This window comes from Paenibacillus sp. MMS18-CY102, from assembly GCF_009789195.1.
Lineage (GTDB): Bacteria > Bacillota > Bacilli > Paenibacillales > Paenibacillaceae > Paenibacillus_T.
Window position 1 is genome coordinate 178504 of the sequence record NZ_WSTC01000006.1, and the last position, 17467, is coordinate 195970.

Sequence of the window (17467 nt, forward strand, 5' to 3'; positions counted from 1 at the left end):
TCGAAGGGTAGTCTCGCATAATTTATTACTGGGGGACTCATGATGGCACAACAAACAACAGGAATCGTAACGCTTCGCAGTTATTTAATTCGAACAATTATTCCGACTGTCATAGGAGCTGGCCTCATGGCATGGCTCTTATTAGTCGTCAACAATGGGACGGCGAATGCTTCCCGCATGATGCTCAGCATTCTGGGCGTGATGGGCTACGGAGCGCTGATGGGCGCGGCGCTTGGCCGGATGAACTATCGAAAGTTTGTCGCACCAATGGCACCTATAATGGGGCAAATGGACCGGATCGCGCAAGGTGATTTTACCGGCAAGCTAGATGGGGACTCCTTGCGCATGCTCAAACCGATTGCCATTTCCGTTAACAGCATGTCCGATGCGATGCAGCAGGTGATCGTTCAGGTGAAGGATCTGACCGCACGCATGAACGCGGCGACTGGGCAACTGCACACGGGCGCGGAGCAGAGCAGCCAAGCAGCCGGGCATATTGCAAGCGCAGTAACGCATATCGCGCAAGGCTCCGAGCAGCAAATGATGCAGGCGGAGGAAGGCAGCGCTTCGTTCCACACTGTAGCATCCGGTGCCAAGGAAATTGCGTCGGCATCCCGGCAAGCAGTGAAATCCGCACACTCGGCTATGGAGGAGGCGGTATCCGGCAACGATGCAATCGATACAGCAGTGGGGCAGATGGATGCGATCCATGCGACGATGAACGGCCTATTTGATGCGATAAGCGTGCTGGGTGAGCGGTCGAGCCATATCGGGGGAATCGTTAATACGATTTCGGAAATTGCTGCGCAGACGAACCTGCTGTCGCTCAACGCCTCGATTGAAGCAGCAAGAGCGGGCGAGCAAGGCAAAGGTTTCGCCGTCGTTGCAGGGGAAGTGAAGAAGCTGTCCGAGCAATCCGAGCATAACGCACGCCAGATCGCTTCCTTCATTCATGAGATTCAGCACAATATCGAGCAGGCGATGGCGGTCATGCATACAGGCAGGGGAGAGATCGAAGAGGGAATTCGTACAGTGCATTTTGCTGGCAGCTCCTTCCGTAGCATTCGCAATTCTATCGATGTCCTGCAAACGGGAATCGAGGAGGTTGCGAGTGCTTCAGTCCGCATTTCGGGCCACGCGGACGGCGTGAACGGAACAATCGCAACGATTGCATCGTTATCCCGAGCGAATTCAGCGAATGCGGCCGATATTTCGTCGATGGTGCAGCAGCAGCTGGCGACTGGCGAAGCATTAGCTGCTTCCTCGGCCGATCTGGACGAAATGGCCGTGCGCTTGCAACAGCGGGTCCAAGCGTTCCGCGTTTAGCCGTAAGCAACAGCTGCTGTTAGGCCAGGCGATAAGCATATGATCTAGAAGCATTTGCTATAGGATGCTGCTGGATCGTATGCTTTTTTTGCGTGGGAGAACTGGTATAATGAATAGATTAGAAACACAATTGTGACGGAATGGGGCACCGCTGTTGAAAACTTTCAAGAAGGTCTATATTGAGATTACGAGCGTATGCAACCTAGCCTGCACCTTCTGCCCGCAGACTGAGCGCGCCAAAGGTTTCATCAAGCTAGACACGTTCAATCACGTGCTTGACCAGATTAAGCCGCATACGAACCATATTTATTTGCATGTGAAGGGCGAGCCGCTGCTCCACCCGAGAATCGATGAGCTGCTAGACGCTGCCCACGATAAGGGCTTCAAGGTCAACATTACATCAAACGGCACACTTATTGCCAAAAATAAACCGAAGCTGCTCGGCAAGCCCGCGCTTCGCCAAATGAACTTCTCGCTGCACAGCTTCGACGGGCATATCGGCTCTGAGGACCGCGACGGCTACTTGAGCGAGATTTTGTCCTTCGTCCGCGAAGCGTCCGAGCATAACGTCATCTTCTCGTTCCGCCTATGGAACTTAACGCAGGACAACATGACGAACCTCGAGCGCAGCCGTAACCGCGAGACGCTGTCGATTCTGGAGCGGGAATTTAATCTCGATTATCGGATCGAGGAACGGGTAGAGCCGGGCAGCGGCATTCGCATCGCAAAAAACGTGTACATCAACCAAGACTATGAGTTCCAATGGCCAAGCCTCGACGCACCGGAGGATGATGGCAAAGGCTTCTGCCATGCGCTTCGCAGCCAAGCCGCTGTACTCGTTGACGGCACGGTCGTGCCGTGCTGCCTCGACGGCGAAGGCGTCATCAACCTCGGCAACGTCCACGAGACCTCCTTCTCCGAAATCGTCGACGGCGAACGGGCGAACAATCTCTACTACGGCTTCTCGCGCCGCGAAGCGGTGGAGGAGCTGTGCCGCAAGTGTGGGTACCGGCAACGGTTCGGCGCATAGTTGGCAGCCCGGATCGGGCGCAGCAAATAGCGGCCTCTCGGTCCGTTAAAATAAACTCCTTTGTGCTTTTAAACGTGCAAAGGAGTTTTTGCTGTAAAAATGCCACGGTTTGATATAAAAAATGAGAAGTTTGTGCCGTATGGCCTGTCTATCCCATATAACGCTTGTTGGAAAGGGGGGATGGTGTTGGAACCTTTGAATCGGAAGGAACAAGAACGCCAAGTTATAAACGAAGTTTTGCAGGGCAACCGTGACGCATACGCCTATCTGGTCGATCTGTATAAGGACAAGCTTTACGGGTTACTGCGCAGGATGGGCGCTAGCCCGGAGGACGCGAAAGATATAGCCCAGGAGAGCTTCATACGAGCGTATCGCAAACTGGCGACACATCGGTTAGATGGCAGTTTTGCCAGTTGGCTTTATACGATTGCGGTTCGAATTTGCTATGGCCATCAGAAGAAGATCCCAGCTGTAAGCTGTAGCGAACAAACGGATCGAGCGCCAAGCCGGTTAGCCGAGCCTGAAAACGAAGCCATCTATCGAGAGAATAAACAAGAGCTCCTTCAGTCGATTGATAAGCTTTCGCCACAACAGAAACTTGTCGTGCTGTTACGTTACACAAATGATTTGACTTATGACGAAATCGAAGCCATTACAGGGTTTAACCAAAATCAAATTAAAAACGGTTTATATCGGGCCAAACAAAAGCTTCGTGCTTTGCTCGTACGGAAAGGGGGAGATCCGAATGAAATGCTTGAGCCTTACACAGATCGAGGAAGCCGTACTTAGCGGCCCAAATGAACAGCTTCAGCGCCATCTCGCCGATTGCCCGTCATGCACCAGTCGCATTGAACAAGTAAGCAACGGACAGGCGATGTGGCCTGCGGCCATCTATGCGGAACCATTGCCTCCCGATTTTACGGATCAAGTGATGGCGTCTATTCAAAAGTTTAAGGCAGCTCCCCGTCCTGCTAAGCAACGCAAGCAAACGAGAGTTTGGATCGCAGCAGCTTCTGCGGCAATTATTTTGGGCAGCTCGTTGCTGTATGCGGTCCCTTCAATCGCAGAAACAGTCCGTTTGATGTTTGCATCGGACAGCGCGCAAGATCCAGGGCTTCAGCAAGCGAGAGAGCTGGGCCTCGTTCAGAATCCGCATATCAGTGTCGACGATAAAGGGTATCGCGTTTCAATCAATGAAGTCGTGGCGGACGCAGTGCGGCTGACTATTGCAGTGCAGGTTACGGACCGTGATGGCAAAGTTGTACGTTCAGGCTTTGATGGCAGCCAACTATCCATACAGGATGAACATGGGGGCGAAGCCGGAGAATTAACGGTGGGTGATATGAACAGTGGGGGAGATTTACTGACATATGTTTATAAAGGAAATGTAACGGATACAAAGCTATTTGTCGTCAGCACAATCGATCGCATTGAACAGGCGCAAGGGAATTGGAAGTTTTCGTTTCCTGTAGATTTGAGCAGAGCGGGCTCCCTAACGACGGTGAATACGCTTGACGAACGTTATGTCACGCCAGCGGGCATGGCCATCCAGATGGAGAAAATAACGCATGCGCCAAGTGGGATTAAGCTTGAACTGTCAACTTCATTGAGCGAAGAGGCAGCTGGGCGCACTAGGCCAGAGCTTGAGGAAATGCAGCAGTTGATGTTCCATTTTGAGGATGGGAACGGGCATGTGATTTCTTCCATTAATGACCGGGCAACAGGTTCTTGGATGGACGCAGGGACAACATCGACACGAATAAGCGGAGGCATTCATTGGGCATTTACGTTCATCGGGTTGCCATATGATACACAACATGTAAAGTTTGTGCTAGATGGGTACGCCATACCCGAGCTAACAGCTGATACAGTTGTCATTGATCCTTCCAAGTTACGGGAACAACCGGCTAAGTTTAATCGGCTAGGTGACACGCTAGAATTTAGGTCATTAGCCATTGCCCAAAATCCAAATTCCGCAAAAGCAGAAACAGCTGGATTGTTGGAGGTGAAAGGAAAGTTTCATAATATGGGAATAGGTAAAGAGAACTGGCAAGCTGTTGATGAGAAAGGAACGATTTATCCGATTGATTGCACGGGGATTATCTCGTTTGATAAATCTAACTCGTTTATGGCAAATTATGAAGGCATATTCGTTGTGAAGGGCTTAACGGCTTTGCCGAAGCAGCTTAAGCTTACACGTACGGTGGTTGATCGGTTTTATGCAAACACCGACTGGTCATTTTCCCTTCCGAAGGGAACGCAAATCCCGGGCTTGCGCATATGAAACCAAATTTGTATTGGAAGCAGGCATGAAAAAATTTTTTTCCAACAAAGTTCGATTGGAAAAAAATATCGAGAATGTTAGGTGCAAAACCTCGTTTTTCCGAGGATTTGCACCTTTTTTCATGCTTTCTTGTTTGCTGTCATTTGGAAGTTCAAACGTTTGCATTCAACATTGTTCACTGATGATTAGATAAACTTTGACAAAATGTTACACAATTCGACAGCACAATTCGACAGTATTTGCAAAGAAATGTCTTTATATTGGTCGAGGGGAGGCAGTAATGCATAAAGGAGGATAATAGACAGATTATTGGTTAATTTCATTAAATCGATTTCACATTAAGGGAGGCTATTTACTCAAATGACATACCAAACCTGTTTATTTGACTTGTTCGAACAACGTGTGGAGCAAACCCCAGACCGTGTCGCACTTGTGTTTCAAGATGAACTTTTAACCTACAAGGAACTAAATAATAGGTCTAACCGTTTAGCATACAAATTGCAAGAAATGGGTGTAGGGCCGGATGTGCCAGTAGGTCTAATGTTAGAGCGGTCTGTCGAAATGATCGTCGGTTTGCTCGCCATTCTTAAAGCAGGAGGCGCGTACGTGCCGCTGGATCCGGAGTACCCGCGGGACCGTATCGCGTACATGATCGAAGACTCGGGCATCGCATTGGTTTTAACGCAAGCCCACTTGGTTGAAAACCTTCCAGAAAACGGCGTGGATCCTGTACTCCTGTCTAAGAGTGAAGGCGACTACCTGTCGTATTCCAACAGCAATCCAAGCAGAACGGCCCAGAGCGACAACTTGGCTTACATTATCTATACGTCAGGGTCGACTGGAAAACCGAAAGGGGTTATGCTCGAGCACCGCAACGTGGCTAGCTTCTTGAATGGGACCAAGCAATCGATTTCATTCAAAGAGGACAGCAGCATACTGTGCATCACAACGATCTCCTTCGATATTTTCGTGCTGGAGACATTATTGCCACTTACGGAAGGCTATCGCGTTGTATTAGCAAGCCGCGAGGAGCAGATGGATATGCTCGCGCTTCAAGTGCTTATCCAGAAACATCAAGTCAACACGCTCCAAATGACCCCATCGCGCATGCAACTGTTTTTAGCCGAGGACCCAGATTTGCAAAGCCTAAGCCACGTTCGCACGATCATGCTTGGCGGCGAAGCGCTTCCGCTGCGGTTGTTGAAGAAGCTGCAAACGGTATCCGGCGTGAAGCTCTTCAATATGTATGGGCCTACAGAGACAACGGTCTGGTCTTTGGTGAGCGATGTAACGAATGCGGAGAAGGTTACGATTGGCACTCCGATCAACGGGACATTCGTTTATGTAATGGATGAACAAGGCGTACCCGTTCCACAAGGGGAAGAAGGCGAGCTTTATATTGGCGGTCCAGGTGTAGCACGCGGTTACTTCCAACGGCCCGAACTGACGGCAGAACGGTTCATTGTCCGCACAGGCACAGAAGGGGAAGAACGGCTCTACCGCACAGGGGACCTTGTTAAGGTGAACGAGGATGGGCGGATCGAATATTTGGGCCGAAACGATTTTCAGGTCAAGGTTCGCGGTTTCCGCATCGAGTTGGGCGAAATTGAAGCGACGCTGGAGAGCCATCCCAACATCGTGCAGGCAGTTGTAGTTGTGCGTGAGGAGCAGATCGGCAATGCCCGCATTTCAGCCTACTATGTTCCAGCCCAGCTTAATCCACCATCTGTAAGGGAATTGAAAGCATATGTGCAAAGCCGCCTTCCAGACTATATGACTCCTTCGTCTTGGGTGGAGATGGAGCAATGGCCGCTTACGCCAAATGGCAAAATTGACCGCAGGGCACTCCCGAATCCAAGCATGAGCCGCTTAAGCCTGGAATTGCCGTATGTGGAGCCGAAGACGGAAATAGAGATCGAAATCGCCGCGATATGGGCTGATATTCTCGAATATGATCGAGTCGGCATTGAGGATAATTTTATCGAGCTAGGCGGGAATTCCATTTTAACGACTCAAGTGCTGACCCGCATCGACCAGACGTACAAAGTGAGAGTATCCTTCCAAGATATGTTGATTCGTGGCAATACCGTGAAAGTGCTCGCTTCCATCGTTGAAGAACTGCTGCTGCTTCAAGCGGGTGACGAGGAACTAGCGTTGCTTCTCGCTGAATTGGAAGGCCTGTCTGACGAGGAAGCAGAAGCGCTGAAATAAAATAATGGGGTTTCAAGGAGTGAAATAATACAGATGGCAAATTTTGTTGTCAGCGCCCATATGACCAAAGGAGACGTGCTTCCCTTCCTTCGGTTTTCGGCTGCCTTGAAGAAAAGGGGACATCGGGTCACCTTAGTTACGCATGGCGCGTTTGGCCCTCTCGCCCACAAAGCGGGAATCGAATTTAGGGAACTGGATCCACCCGAGCAGTACAAGCAAATTATGAAAGACTTGTACATGCTAGAAAATCCGTTGACTAAACCGGATTTGTACGCGAAGTATGAGGAAATTTATTACGCGCAAGACAAGCTGCAAAAAGAATACGACATTCTCAGCGAATTGTGCCAAGCGCCTGATTCTGTTCTTATTTGCCGGGAGATGTCGGGCTTTATCGCGATGATGGTATCCGAAAAGCTTGGCGTTCCGATCATTGCAGGATTTTTGGCGCCTAGCTACGTGACGCAATTGCAAACATGGGCGGACTTGTCCTTTGATTTTTCAATCTCGCTGATCAACCGTTTCCGTGAACATAATGGGCTTGCGCCAGTGAAAGACTGGCTGTCGTGGGCGAAGGCTATTCAAACCAATATCGGTTTTTGGCCGGAAGAATACGCATCGCGTGAGCCTGAATGGGGCTTTGATGTCGAGCCAGTAGGATTCCCGCTTGCCGATGAGGCGGAGCTGGAGCCATTGCCTGAGTCGTTGGTAACGTTCCTTGAGTCTGGCGAACCACCATTGCTCATAACAGGGGGAACTGGCAAGCTGCTGAAGTCGAATTTTTACGAGGTTTGTGTGGAAGCATGCCGATTGACGGGACAACGGGCGATTATCGTGACGCAGCATGAGGAGCTTCTGCCTGCGGAACTTCCGGACAATATGCAATGGTACAGCGTGCTCCCGCTAGCTGCGGTATATCCGCTTCTTGGAAGCATTATTCATCACGGCGGCATCGGAACTGTCAGCGGATCGATGGCAGGCGGCGTTCCCCAGCTAGCGCTAGCGGCGGATACGGACCGGCCGGATAACGGCAAGCGAGTCAAAAATCTTGGGCTGGGCGAGTATTTGCCTCCTGCATTATGGGAGCCCCATTTGATAGCTGATGCGCTTAAGCGGATTGCTTCGCCGCATGTGAAGGAACGTTGCATGCAGATGAAGGAAATTATGCATAATCACGATACGATGGAGTATGCTTGCGGAGTGGCGGAGCGGATCGTAGGGCAGAAGTCGTTCGCAATCTCAAGCGAAAGATTGGCTTTGGACTATGCGGCGGCGGCTTCCGAGATGACCGCTATGAGCCAAACGGCAGCAACTGCAGAAAGCGAGACAGTGAACCGCATTATGCAAAGCTCTGCTGAACAACGTGCGAAGTTGATCCAGCAATTGCTGCGCAAGCGCAAGGAATTAGCGGGGGTGCAAGATGAGTAAAACCCAGCAGGAGCTTCTGGAGAAGCTGTCGCCAGAGAAGCGGGCTCTGCTCGCCGAGCGCCTTGGACAGCGCAAGAAGCTGGAAACCGTTGACCAGACGGCCATGCCTAAGCTTGCCCGCCAAGAGGGAGAGAACTCGTTTCCCCTGTCATCAGCGCAAGCGAGGATATGGTTTTACGAGAATGTTAATCCGGGCACGCCACGTTACAACTTCGCTAACTCCTACCGCTTTATTGGCAAATTGAACGAGGACGCTCTCCATTTTGCAATCAATGAAATCGTGAAGCGGCATGAAGTGCTGCGTGCGTATTTCCCTGATGGGCAAGAGGATCCTGTGCAAGTCATTCGCCCGTCGATGACAGTTAGCATTAATCGGATACTGCCAGAGCCTGGACAGTCGTTCAAGGACGAAGCCTCACTCATCGAAATCATGAAGGAAACGTCCAAGGAACTATTTAATTTGCAAGATGGCCCTTTGGTGCGCGTTAATCTATACCGCGTTTCTGAGGAAGAGCATGTTTTGCTCTGGATGACCCATCATATCGTATATGATCTATGGTCTGCTCGTGTATTCGACAAGGAATTCCAGTCATTCTATCAGTCATATCTAACTGGTGAGCAAGCGCGCTTAACGGAACTCCCGGTGCAATATCCAGATTATGCGGCTTGGCAGCAGGGCTGGGTTGGCGGAGAAGAGTACAAGAAGCAGCTTGCTTATTGGCAGAACCGATTGGCAAAGCCATTGCCGCTTCTGGACCTTCCGATCGATTTTAACCGTAAGCCGTTAGAAAATCAGTACGTCATGAAAACGTTCGAATTTGCGATTCCAGCCTCCTTGGTTAAGCGAATTCGGGAAAGCGGAAAAACGCTGGGATGTACGTTGTACATATCACTTCTTTCCGCGTATAAGCTTTTATTGCAACGCTATAGCGGACAAAATGATATGATCGTCAGCTCTGCCGTAACGAACCGCACGAAGCGGGAAACAATCGATTTAATCGGCTATTTTGCGAATACAGTCGCATTACGGACGAAGATTGAACCCGAAATAAGCTTCAGAGAGCTGGTTAAACGGGTGCAAGAAGCAGTACTGGAGGCGAACGACCACCAGGATGTGCCGTTTAATAAAGTCGTAGAAGCGCTGAAGCCAGAACGCAGCTTGATGCGCAGTACGCTGATCGAAACGATGTTCTTGCTAGAAGGAGTTCCGCATGGCAAGCTAATTAATCCCCAGCTGGAAATGATCCCAATCGAGGTCGACCGCATGCGCGGAGGATTCGACGTTACGCTGGCGATCTGGGAAGACGGAGACGAAGCGTATCCCGGAACCCTGACCTATAACCCCGAACTATTCACAGAACAGACGATTCGCCGCATGCATCGCCATTTGATTTCTATTTTAGACCTGGCTTCCTCACAGCCAGAACTGCCTCTCCATGAAATTACCAAATTGCCACAAGAAGATTATGAAGAGGTTGTCGTTTCGTGGAATAATCGAAATTTGCCTGTATTAAGAGAGCCTGAGCCTGCGTTTCAGCAATTCGAGCGCCAAGCGGAACGCCTTGCTGATCAAGAAGCTGTCCGCTGCGAGAACAAGTCCTACACCTATAAGCAGCTGAACGAAAAAGCGAACCAGATGGCACGCTATTTGGGCCAATTGGGCGTTAAATCGGAAACGGTAGTCGGGCTGTACTTAGACCGGTCGCTCGACATGATGGCTGGGCTGCTTGGCGTTATGAAATCGGGCGGAGCCTATGTGCCTTTGGACCCGAAAAATCCGATCGAACGCGTGAAAACGGTCATACAAGAAGCGGGCGTATCGATTCTCTTTACGGAATCGGAACTAGCTGAAGAGGTTCTTGAACTTCCAGGCGTAAGGACAATTGTCCTGGATACCGATGAAGTGATCGACGCAATTGAGGCAATGGATGCTGCTAATCTGAACGTCACCGTTTCGCCAGAGCAACTGGGCTACCTGTTGTTTACGTCCGGATCGACGGGCAAGCCGAAGGGCATTGGGGTTGAACACCGCCAATTAAGCCACTATATTAGCGGCATTATGCAGGAGCTTGACCTAAAGCCAAATTGGCATTACGCCATGGTTACGACGTTCGCGGCAGATCTTGGCTCAACGATGATCTGGGGAGCGCTTATCGGTGGAGGAACGCTGCATATTCTGAAGTATGAGCGCGCTGCCGATCCGGATGCATTCGCGGCCTATTTCCGCAAACATCCAATCGACTGCATGAAAATCGTTCCAAGCCACTTCGAGGCGCTGCTGAACATCGATAACCCTGCTGATGTGCTTCCTCGTGAACGATTGATTTTTGCAGGTGAAGCATCCCACTGGGAAATGATCGATACGATTCGGAAAATGAACCCGACATGTACGATCCAGAACCATTATGGACCGACCGAAACGACCGTTTCTGTACTCACCTATCCGGTTCCGAGCCGTCCTCCTGCTTACAAGTCGACCGTTCCGCTAGGGCGTCCAATTGCCGGTGTCAGCACCTATGTATTGGATGAATTAGGCAAGCCGGTTCCAATCGGGGCGATTGGCGAGCTTTACATCGGAGGCCTGACTGTAACGAGAGGCTACTACGGACAGCCGGAGTTGACCGAGGAACGTTTCTTGCCTAATCCATTCTCGTCGGAGGCTGGAAGCAGATTTTATCGGACAGGTGACCTGGTTCGGTACTGGGCCGATGGCAACATTGAATTTATCGGGCGTACGGACTTCCAAGTGAAAATTCGCGGATTCCGGATTGAAACAGGCGAGGTTGAGAGCGTCATTTTGGCCCAAAAGGATGTCCGGGATGCGATCGTCATCGCAAGGGAAGACACGCCGGGCGACAAGCGGCTTGTTGCTTACGTCATTCCTTCCAACTCGGAAGCCTACTCGACTTCGGAATTGCGCAAATCGTTAAAAGACATTTTGCCGGACTATATGGTCCCATCTGCTTTCTGCGTAATGGACCAGTTCCCGCTGAACGCCAATGGCAAAATCGAACGCAAAGCACTGCCTTTGCCAGAAGCCTCCCTTGCGGATATGGCAGATTTGATGGTAGCGCCGCGCAATGAAATAGAAACGCGTATTGCTCAGATTTGGTCGGAGACGCTGGAGCTGCCAGTAGAGCAAATCGGCATCGACCATGATTTCTTCGATATTGGCGGAGAGTCGCTCAAAGCGATTAAGATCGTGCGCAAGATTGGCTCTGGAGTTAGCGTAATGGATATGATCAAATATCCAACGATCCGTGAGCTGGCAGAACGAATGGGCGCTAGCCGTTCAGGCGAAGGAACGAAGCTGCTTCATGAGCTGACCCGGCCGATCTCAGCTGCAATCAAGGATGCGAGTGTCATCTGCTTGCCATTTGGCGGAGGCAGCGCAATTACGTTCCGGAATCTAGCGGAAGCATTGCCTGCACGGTTCTCGCTATTTGCCGCTGATTTGCCTGGCCATGATTTCAGCAGGGCGGATGAGCCGCTTGAGCCGCTAGATGCTGCGATGGCGAGCTTGCTTGAGGAAATCAAGCTTCAAGTGAAGGGGCCTATCTTGTTGTATGGCCACTGCGTTGGCGGAGCTGCCGCTTTGAAGCTCGCTTACATGTTGGAAGAAGAAGGCTTTGATCTGCGAGGCGTCTTCATGGCAGGGACATTCCCGGCTGCAAGGCTTCCAGGCAAGCTGTTCGAATGGTGGCATCGGTTTTTCCCGCGGCACAAGCTAATGTCTACCAAAATGATCAAGGAAACATTCCGTGCATTCGGGGGGCTTGATGACAGCATCTCCGAAGAAGAGCAGACGTTTATGATGCGAAGCTCGCAACATGACGGCAAAGAAGCGGAGGATTACTACACATCCTTATACTCGCAACAGAATTATCCGAAGCTGAAGGCTCCGATTACATGTGTTGTTGGCGGATCTGACCGGATGACGCTGTTCTATGAAGAACAATACGCCGACTGGGAAGATTTTAGCGATAACGTTAACTTGAGAGTTATTCCGAATGCGGGCCACTACTTCCAGAAGCATCAGCCAGATGAATTGGCTGAACATATCGTGGAGCAGAACCGTATGTGGAAGGCTGCGGGCGCTGTGTCTGCAAGCAATCAGGAAGTCGCAAGTGCTGCTGAATCGTTTGTAGGCAAACAAGACAGCCGAAGAATGAAGCCTAGCATGGCTGCATTCTTCGTCGTATCGTTTAGCCGCCTCATCTCTATGATGGGATCGAACCTTCTTGGATTTGCATTAGGCTTGTGGGTTTATCAAGAAACGGGATCAGTGGGCGACTTTGCGATGATTTCTGTCTTTGCTATGATTCCAGGCATCCTGCTTCTCCCGTTCGCAGGAGCGATTGCAGACCGGTATGACCGCCGGAAAATTATGATGGCATCCGAAGTTATGGCGTTAGTAGCAACTGGCTTTATCGGCATTCTGTATTGGACGGACAATTTGCTGCTATGGCATATGTGCGCGGCCGCCGTATTATCGGCGATGGCAGGCTCGTTTATGGGGCCGGCGTCCCAAGCCGCAGTCACGCAGCTCGTACCGAAGCGTTATTTAGCCCAGGCGAACAGCATCAACGGAATTACGAATGCAGTAACTGGCATCGCCGCCCCAGCCTTGGGAGGCCTGATGGTCGTATCCATTGGCATGAGCGGTTTGCTAATGATTGATATTGTCTCTTTCGTATTCTGTTTGTTTGCACTTTCGATGATCCGCTTCCCTAATCGCTTGTACTGGAAAGCAGAAGAACCGATCATGAAGGAAATTCTCGGCGGATGGAACTATATCATCAAACGGAAAAGCCTCGTCGCTATGGTACTGTTCTTCATGTTGACGAACTTCCTCATGACGTTGTTCAACGTGTTGACTACGCCGCTGGTCATGAAGTTTTCGACTGCTGATGTGCTCGGCTTTATTTATACCGGCTGGGGAGTTGGTACGTTAGTCGGTTCTCTCCTCATCAGCATTTGGGGCGGTTTCAGCCGCCGGACGACCGGAATGGTCGGCTCTGTCGTATTGATCGGCTTGTCCGTAATCTTAACGGGCCTTCAACCGCATCCAGCATTCCCGTTCATCGGATTGCTAGGATTCGGATTTGCCTTGGCGTTCCTCGAAACCCACTGGCAATCGATCATTCAGGCAAAAGTAGGGTTAGAGCTTCAAGGGCGCGTATTCGCCATGAATATGATGCTCGCGTTCCTGATGCGCCCGATCAGCTTTATCGTAGCGGGTCCGCTCGCGGACGATTTGTTCGAACCGTTAATGATGCAAGACGGCGCTTGGTCGAACCTTCTTGGCCCAATCTTCGGCGTCGGGGAAGGGCGAGGAATCGGCGTTCTTGTTACGCTAATTGGAATCGTGCTATTCGTTTGGGGCATTATCGGCATGAAGTACCGGCCGCTGCGGGATATGGAAACGATTTTGCCAGATATTATTCCAGATGCACTCATTATTAAAGACAAAGATAAGCTTCAGGAGCTTGCAGACCAACAACTGCAGGAAGCCATGAACGCTGCGAAAGAAAGCAAGGGACGCACCTTGTCGGCTTAATCCATGAATCAACGATTCTGCTCATTGATGAGCAGAATCGTTTTTTTATTTGTAACATGCCCCGGAGGGCAGTTAATAGGGCAGAAAAACCTGCCCTAACGAGCACCAAGCGCCTCAGCGTAGGCGTTAATGCTTTGCATGATCCCGAAATCGCATTCACGGATTTCTCCATACGATCGGTCACGTTCTGCCTCTACTGCCAATGCTGCCTCCCCTGTCCCGACCTTTCATTTGATCAGCTTCCGAACGTGTCAATTCATGGCGAATGTTCCAGCGCTAATATGGAGATAGTACGAAAGGACAGGAGGATGATCGTGATGGCATTTACTGAAGAGCAGCGAATTACGTTGCATGGCTTCAACAATTTGACCAAATCCCTTAGCTTTAATATGTATGATATTTGTTACACGAAGACGAAAGAGGAGCGGGAAGCGTACATCGCTTACATTGACGAGCAGTACAATTCTGACCGGTTGACGGGCATCCTCAATACAGTTGCAGACATTATCGGAGCGCATGTGCTTAACACAGCCAAACAGGATTATGTCCCACAAGGAGCAAGCGTCACGCTGCTGGTGTCGGAAGGGCCAATTGTTGAGGTGCCGACGGAATCGTATGAAGAGTCGCCGGGCCCTTTGCCGGACAATGTCGTGCTGCAACTGGACAAAAGTCATATTACGGTCCATACGTATCCTGAATATCACCCGAGCGAAGGGATCAGTACGTTCCGCGCAGACATTGACGTGTCGACCTGCGGCGAGATTTCCCCTTTGAAGGCGCTCAATTACTTGATTCATTCGTTCGATACAGATATTATGACGATCGACTATCGAGTCCGGGGATTCACGCGGGACATCCATGGCAATAAGCTGTTCATTGATCATGACATTAACTCGATCCAAAATTACATACCAGATGAAGTCATCGATATGTACGATATGATTGACGTGAATGTGTATCAGGAGAACATTTTTCATACGAAATGCAAGCTCCGCCAATTTGATCTCAATAACTATCTGTTCGGATATACGAAGGATGTGCTAAGCAAACAGGAGCAGAGAAACATTGCCGACCTGCTTAAGATTGAAATGGATGAAATATTTTATGGTAAAAATTTCAATAAATTATAGTATATTGAATCGGAATGTTGTGCGTTCTCAACGATTGCAGGACATCCAGCACACGAATCGAATAGCTTAAACATCGCGGCCGTCCTATCGTGGGCGGCTTTATTACTGTTTCGGGAGAGGGGAAGCAGCCATATGATCGCAATTGATTTAACAAACCAGACAGCGCTTGTCACAGGTGCGACAGGTGAGCTCGGGCGCGTAATTGCAAGAACACTTGCGATTAGCGGAGCGGATATTATCATTCATTATTATAGTAACAAGAATAAAGCGGCCCAACTGAAACAAGAGATTGAGCAGATAGGGCGGCAAGCGCATATTGTTCAAGCAGATATGTCGAAGCTGGACTCCGTCATGGATATGAAGTCGAAGCTGGTTGAAGGATTTAGGCTCCCCAACATTGTTGTTGCAAACGCCGTTTCCCAATACCAATGGGTTTCAGTGCTTGAGCAGAATACGAGTGATTACGTAGACCAATTCAATACAACCGTACTTCAAATCGTTCATGCGGCAAAAGCATTTGTCCCTCACATGATTGAGCAACAATGCGGACGGATCATTGCCATTAATACGGAATGTGCGATGCAAAATTTCCCGACGCAATCCGCATATATTGCAGGCAAGCGCGGAATGGATGGCGTGTGCCGCGTGCTGGCCAAAGAAATTGGCGAACATCAGATTACAGTCAATCAAGTAGCGCCAGGCTGGACAATTAGTGAACGCGATCGTGAAAATAACACTGAGCACAGTGAAGAATATGAGCGGACAGTTCCGCTGCGCCGCCGTGGCACGGATCAAGAAATTGCGAATGTCGTAGCATTTTTGGCTTCTAGTTTAGCAAGTTTTATTACTGGAGCCTATGTACCCGTTTCCGGCGGTAACGTAATGCCTGCGATCTAAAGAAGCGCTTAGTGAAGTTGGCTTATCCTTTTGAAGCGGGATACGGTATACTGTAAGAAAGACAAACATGTGGACGGTGGTAATGGTGGCAGGTTCATATTTGGTAGGAAAGTTCTGCATCAAGACATTCGGATCGAGTGAAACGAGTGTTGTTATGGAGATTGGAGTCGTAAAGAAAGTAGCAAGCCGAACGATCCATGTCGATTGGGGCAAGAAGACATGGGTCTATCAAAACAAGGATTTCAAATTTACAGCACTGACGAAAGAAGAGGTTGAACAAAAATACCGTAAACGCAAATTTACAGATGTGACTCTTCAGCGTGCGATTGAGCTTGGGATCGAGCCACAGGGATAAAGTGCAAAAGCCAGGCGGCTTCCATGGGAAGCTGTCCGGCTTTTTTAGTTAGCTAGTATCACTAACCTATGGTGTCGTACAACAGATCAAGACATTTCTGCGCGCGATTATTGAGGGAGCGCTTGTCTTTCAGATCGAACAATTCTAGTTCATGTCCCGGATCAACCACGAGAGGGCTAGCTTGAATATGTTGCAGCAAAGTCTCAGCAGCTTTATAAGATTGATACAGTTGATCCTGTGATAGCTCGTTCTTAAGCAATTTAATCAGAGCAACCAGCTTCTCAGCATAAATTAGCTTAACGATACTGTCTGCACTCATAAGGTGGCGGGTTACGAAAGCAGTTACTTGTATAATGATTTGAGGATTAGGATGACTTCGGGCGATCATTTCTAAGCCAGTTACCGCTTCCCAATCCCTTATGGATAAGGAGGAGCCCAGATGGTTGGCCATCTCTTCGAACCAGTGTGCTTCTTCTTCGGCTGTTACTCCCAATGCTTGATATTCAGCGAAGTGTCCATCTCGATGCATTTGTAGCCTGTTCCCTTTATATTCGACAAATAACTGCTTTGCGCGTTTTCTTGATTCACTCATGCTTACACCTTCTTCTATAATAACTCATGCTTCACAAGGTAAATGGTTCACGCGCCGAAGTCAATAACATACGAACTTATTGGTGTATTAATGTAGGAAAAGTTTAATGCCGATGTTTTTTTAATTTGTTTGAGAAAAAGGGTTGCATTGTGTGGACGGGCTATGGTATATTCTAATTCCGGTCGCGAGAACAACACGCCGGTGAGCGAAACTGAAACAAACGAACGAGATCGCATCTCACAAGAATGTTGAAAGAAAAGCTTGCACAACGAAATATTATCTGTTAAGATAATGAACGTTGTCGAAACAAATCGAAATAAAAGCTTGACCAACTAAACATCATCTGATAAGATGTAAAAGTTGTCGAAATTGTTCTTTGAAAACTGAACAACGAGCGAAACTGTCAGAATAAATGTTTCAAAATGAGCTACAAACTTCTTTTATGGAGAGTTTGATCCTGGCTCAGGACGAACGCTGGCGGCGTGCCTAATACATGCAAGTCGAGCGGAGTTGATGAGGTGCTTGCACCTCTGATGCTTAGCGGCGGACGGGTGAGTAACACGTAGGCAACCTGCCCGTAAGACTGGGATAACATTCGGAAACGAATGCTAATACCGGATACGCGATTTTCTCGCATGAGGGAATCGGGAAAGAAGG

11 protein-coding genes and 1 rRNA gene are annotated in these 17467 nt (G+C 49.5%); 11 read left to right on the top strand and 1 reads right to left on the bottom strand.

What is annotated here, in order from left to right; translation table 11 throughout:
• Positions 1-42 precede the first annotated feature (42 nt).
• The 10 genes from GON22_RS06550 to GON22_RS06595 all read left to right on the top strand — a co-directional run bounded on the left by GON22_RS06550 (position 43) and on the right by GON22_RS06595 (position 16218).
• Positions 43-1326, top strand: coding sequence for a methyl-accepting chemotaxis protein (locus GON22_RS06550; protein WP_160395302.1), 1284 nt, complete (start codon positions 43-45; stop codon positions 1324-1326).
• A gap of 154 nt (positions 1327-1480) precedes the next feature.
• The gene (locus GON22_RS06555) at positions 1481-2356 is read left to right on the top strand and encodes a radical SAM/SPASM domain-containing protein (RefSeq protein WP_160395303.1); all 876 of its coding nucleotides are present in this window, start codon (positions 1481-1483) and stop codon (positions 2354-2356) included.
• A 186-nt stretch (positions 2357-2542) separates the two neighbouring features.
• Positions 2543-3145, top strand: a complete 603-nt coding sequence (locus tag GON22_RS06560) for an RNA polymerase sigma factor (RefSeq protein WP_160395304.1) — start codon at positions 2543-2545, stop codon at positions 3143-3145.
• Entirely contained in the window at positions 3102-4640 is a 1539-nt protein-coding gene (locus GON22_RS06565; RefSeq protein WP_160395305.1) for a DUF4179 domain-containing protein, read from the top strand. Before GON22_RS06560 ends, GON22_RS06565 begins: the two co-directional genes overlap by 44 nt.
• 360 nt (positions 4641-5000) lie before the next feature.
• The gene (locus GON22_RS06570; RefSeq protein ID WP_160395306.1) at positions 5001-6851 is read left to right on the top strand and encodes a non-ribosomal peptide synthetase; all 1851 of its coding nucleotides are present in this window, start codon (positions 5001-5003) and stop codon (positions 6849-6851) included.
• A 33-nt stretch (positions 6852-6884) separates the two neighbouring features.
• Positions 6885-8276, top strand: coding sequence for a glycosyltransferase (locus tag GON22_RS06575; protein ID WP_160395307.1), 1392 nt, complete (start codon positions 6885-6887; stop codon positions 8274-8276).
• Positions 8269-13836, top strand: coding sequence for a non-ribosomal peptide synthetase/MFS transporter (locus tag GON22_RS06580; RefSeq protein ID WP_160395308.1), 5568 nt, complete (start codon positions 8269-8271; stop codon positions 13834-13836). Before GON22_RS06575 ends, GON22_RS06580 begins: the two co-directional genes overlap by 8 nt.
• A 317-nt stretch (positions 13837-14153) precedes the next feature.
• Positions 14154-14966, top strand: a complete 813-nt coding sequence (gene speD, locus GON22_RS06585) for an adenosylmethionine decarboxylase (protein ID WP_160395309.1) — start codon at positions 14154-14156, stop codon at positions 14964-14966.
• Between the two features lie 132 nt (positions 14967-15098).
• The gene (locus GON22_RS06590) at positions 15099-15863 is read left to right on the top strand and encodes an SDR family NAD(P)-dependent oxidoreductase (RefSeq protein ID WP_202113116.1); all 765 of its coding nucleotides are present in this window, start codon (positions 15099-15101) and stop codon (positions 15861-15863) included.
• Positions 15864-15930: 67 nt separating this feature from the next.
• Positions 15931-16218 carry a hypothetical protein gene (locus GON22_RS06595; protein WP_160395310.1) on the top strand — a complete coding sequence of 96 codons (288 nt, stop codon included), beginning with the start codon at positions 15931-15933 and terminating at the stop codon, positions 16216-16218.
• Between the two features lie 61 nt (positions 16219-16279).
• On the opposite strand, the gene GON22_RS06600 is transcribed toward GON22_RS06595, so the two are convergent.
• The gene (locus tag GON22_RS06600; RefSeq protein WP_160395311.1) at positions 16280-16810 is read right to left on the bottom strand and encodes a hypothetical protein; all 531 of its coding nucleotides are present in this window, start codon (positions 16808-16810) and stop codon (positions 16280-16282) included.
• 439 nt (positions 16811-17249) lie between these two features.
• On the opposite strand from GON22_RS06600, the gene GON22_RS06605 reads away from it, so the two are divergent.
• Positions 17250-17467, top strand: a 16S ribosomal RNA gene (locus GON22_RS06605); the annotation flags it as partial.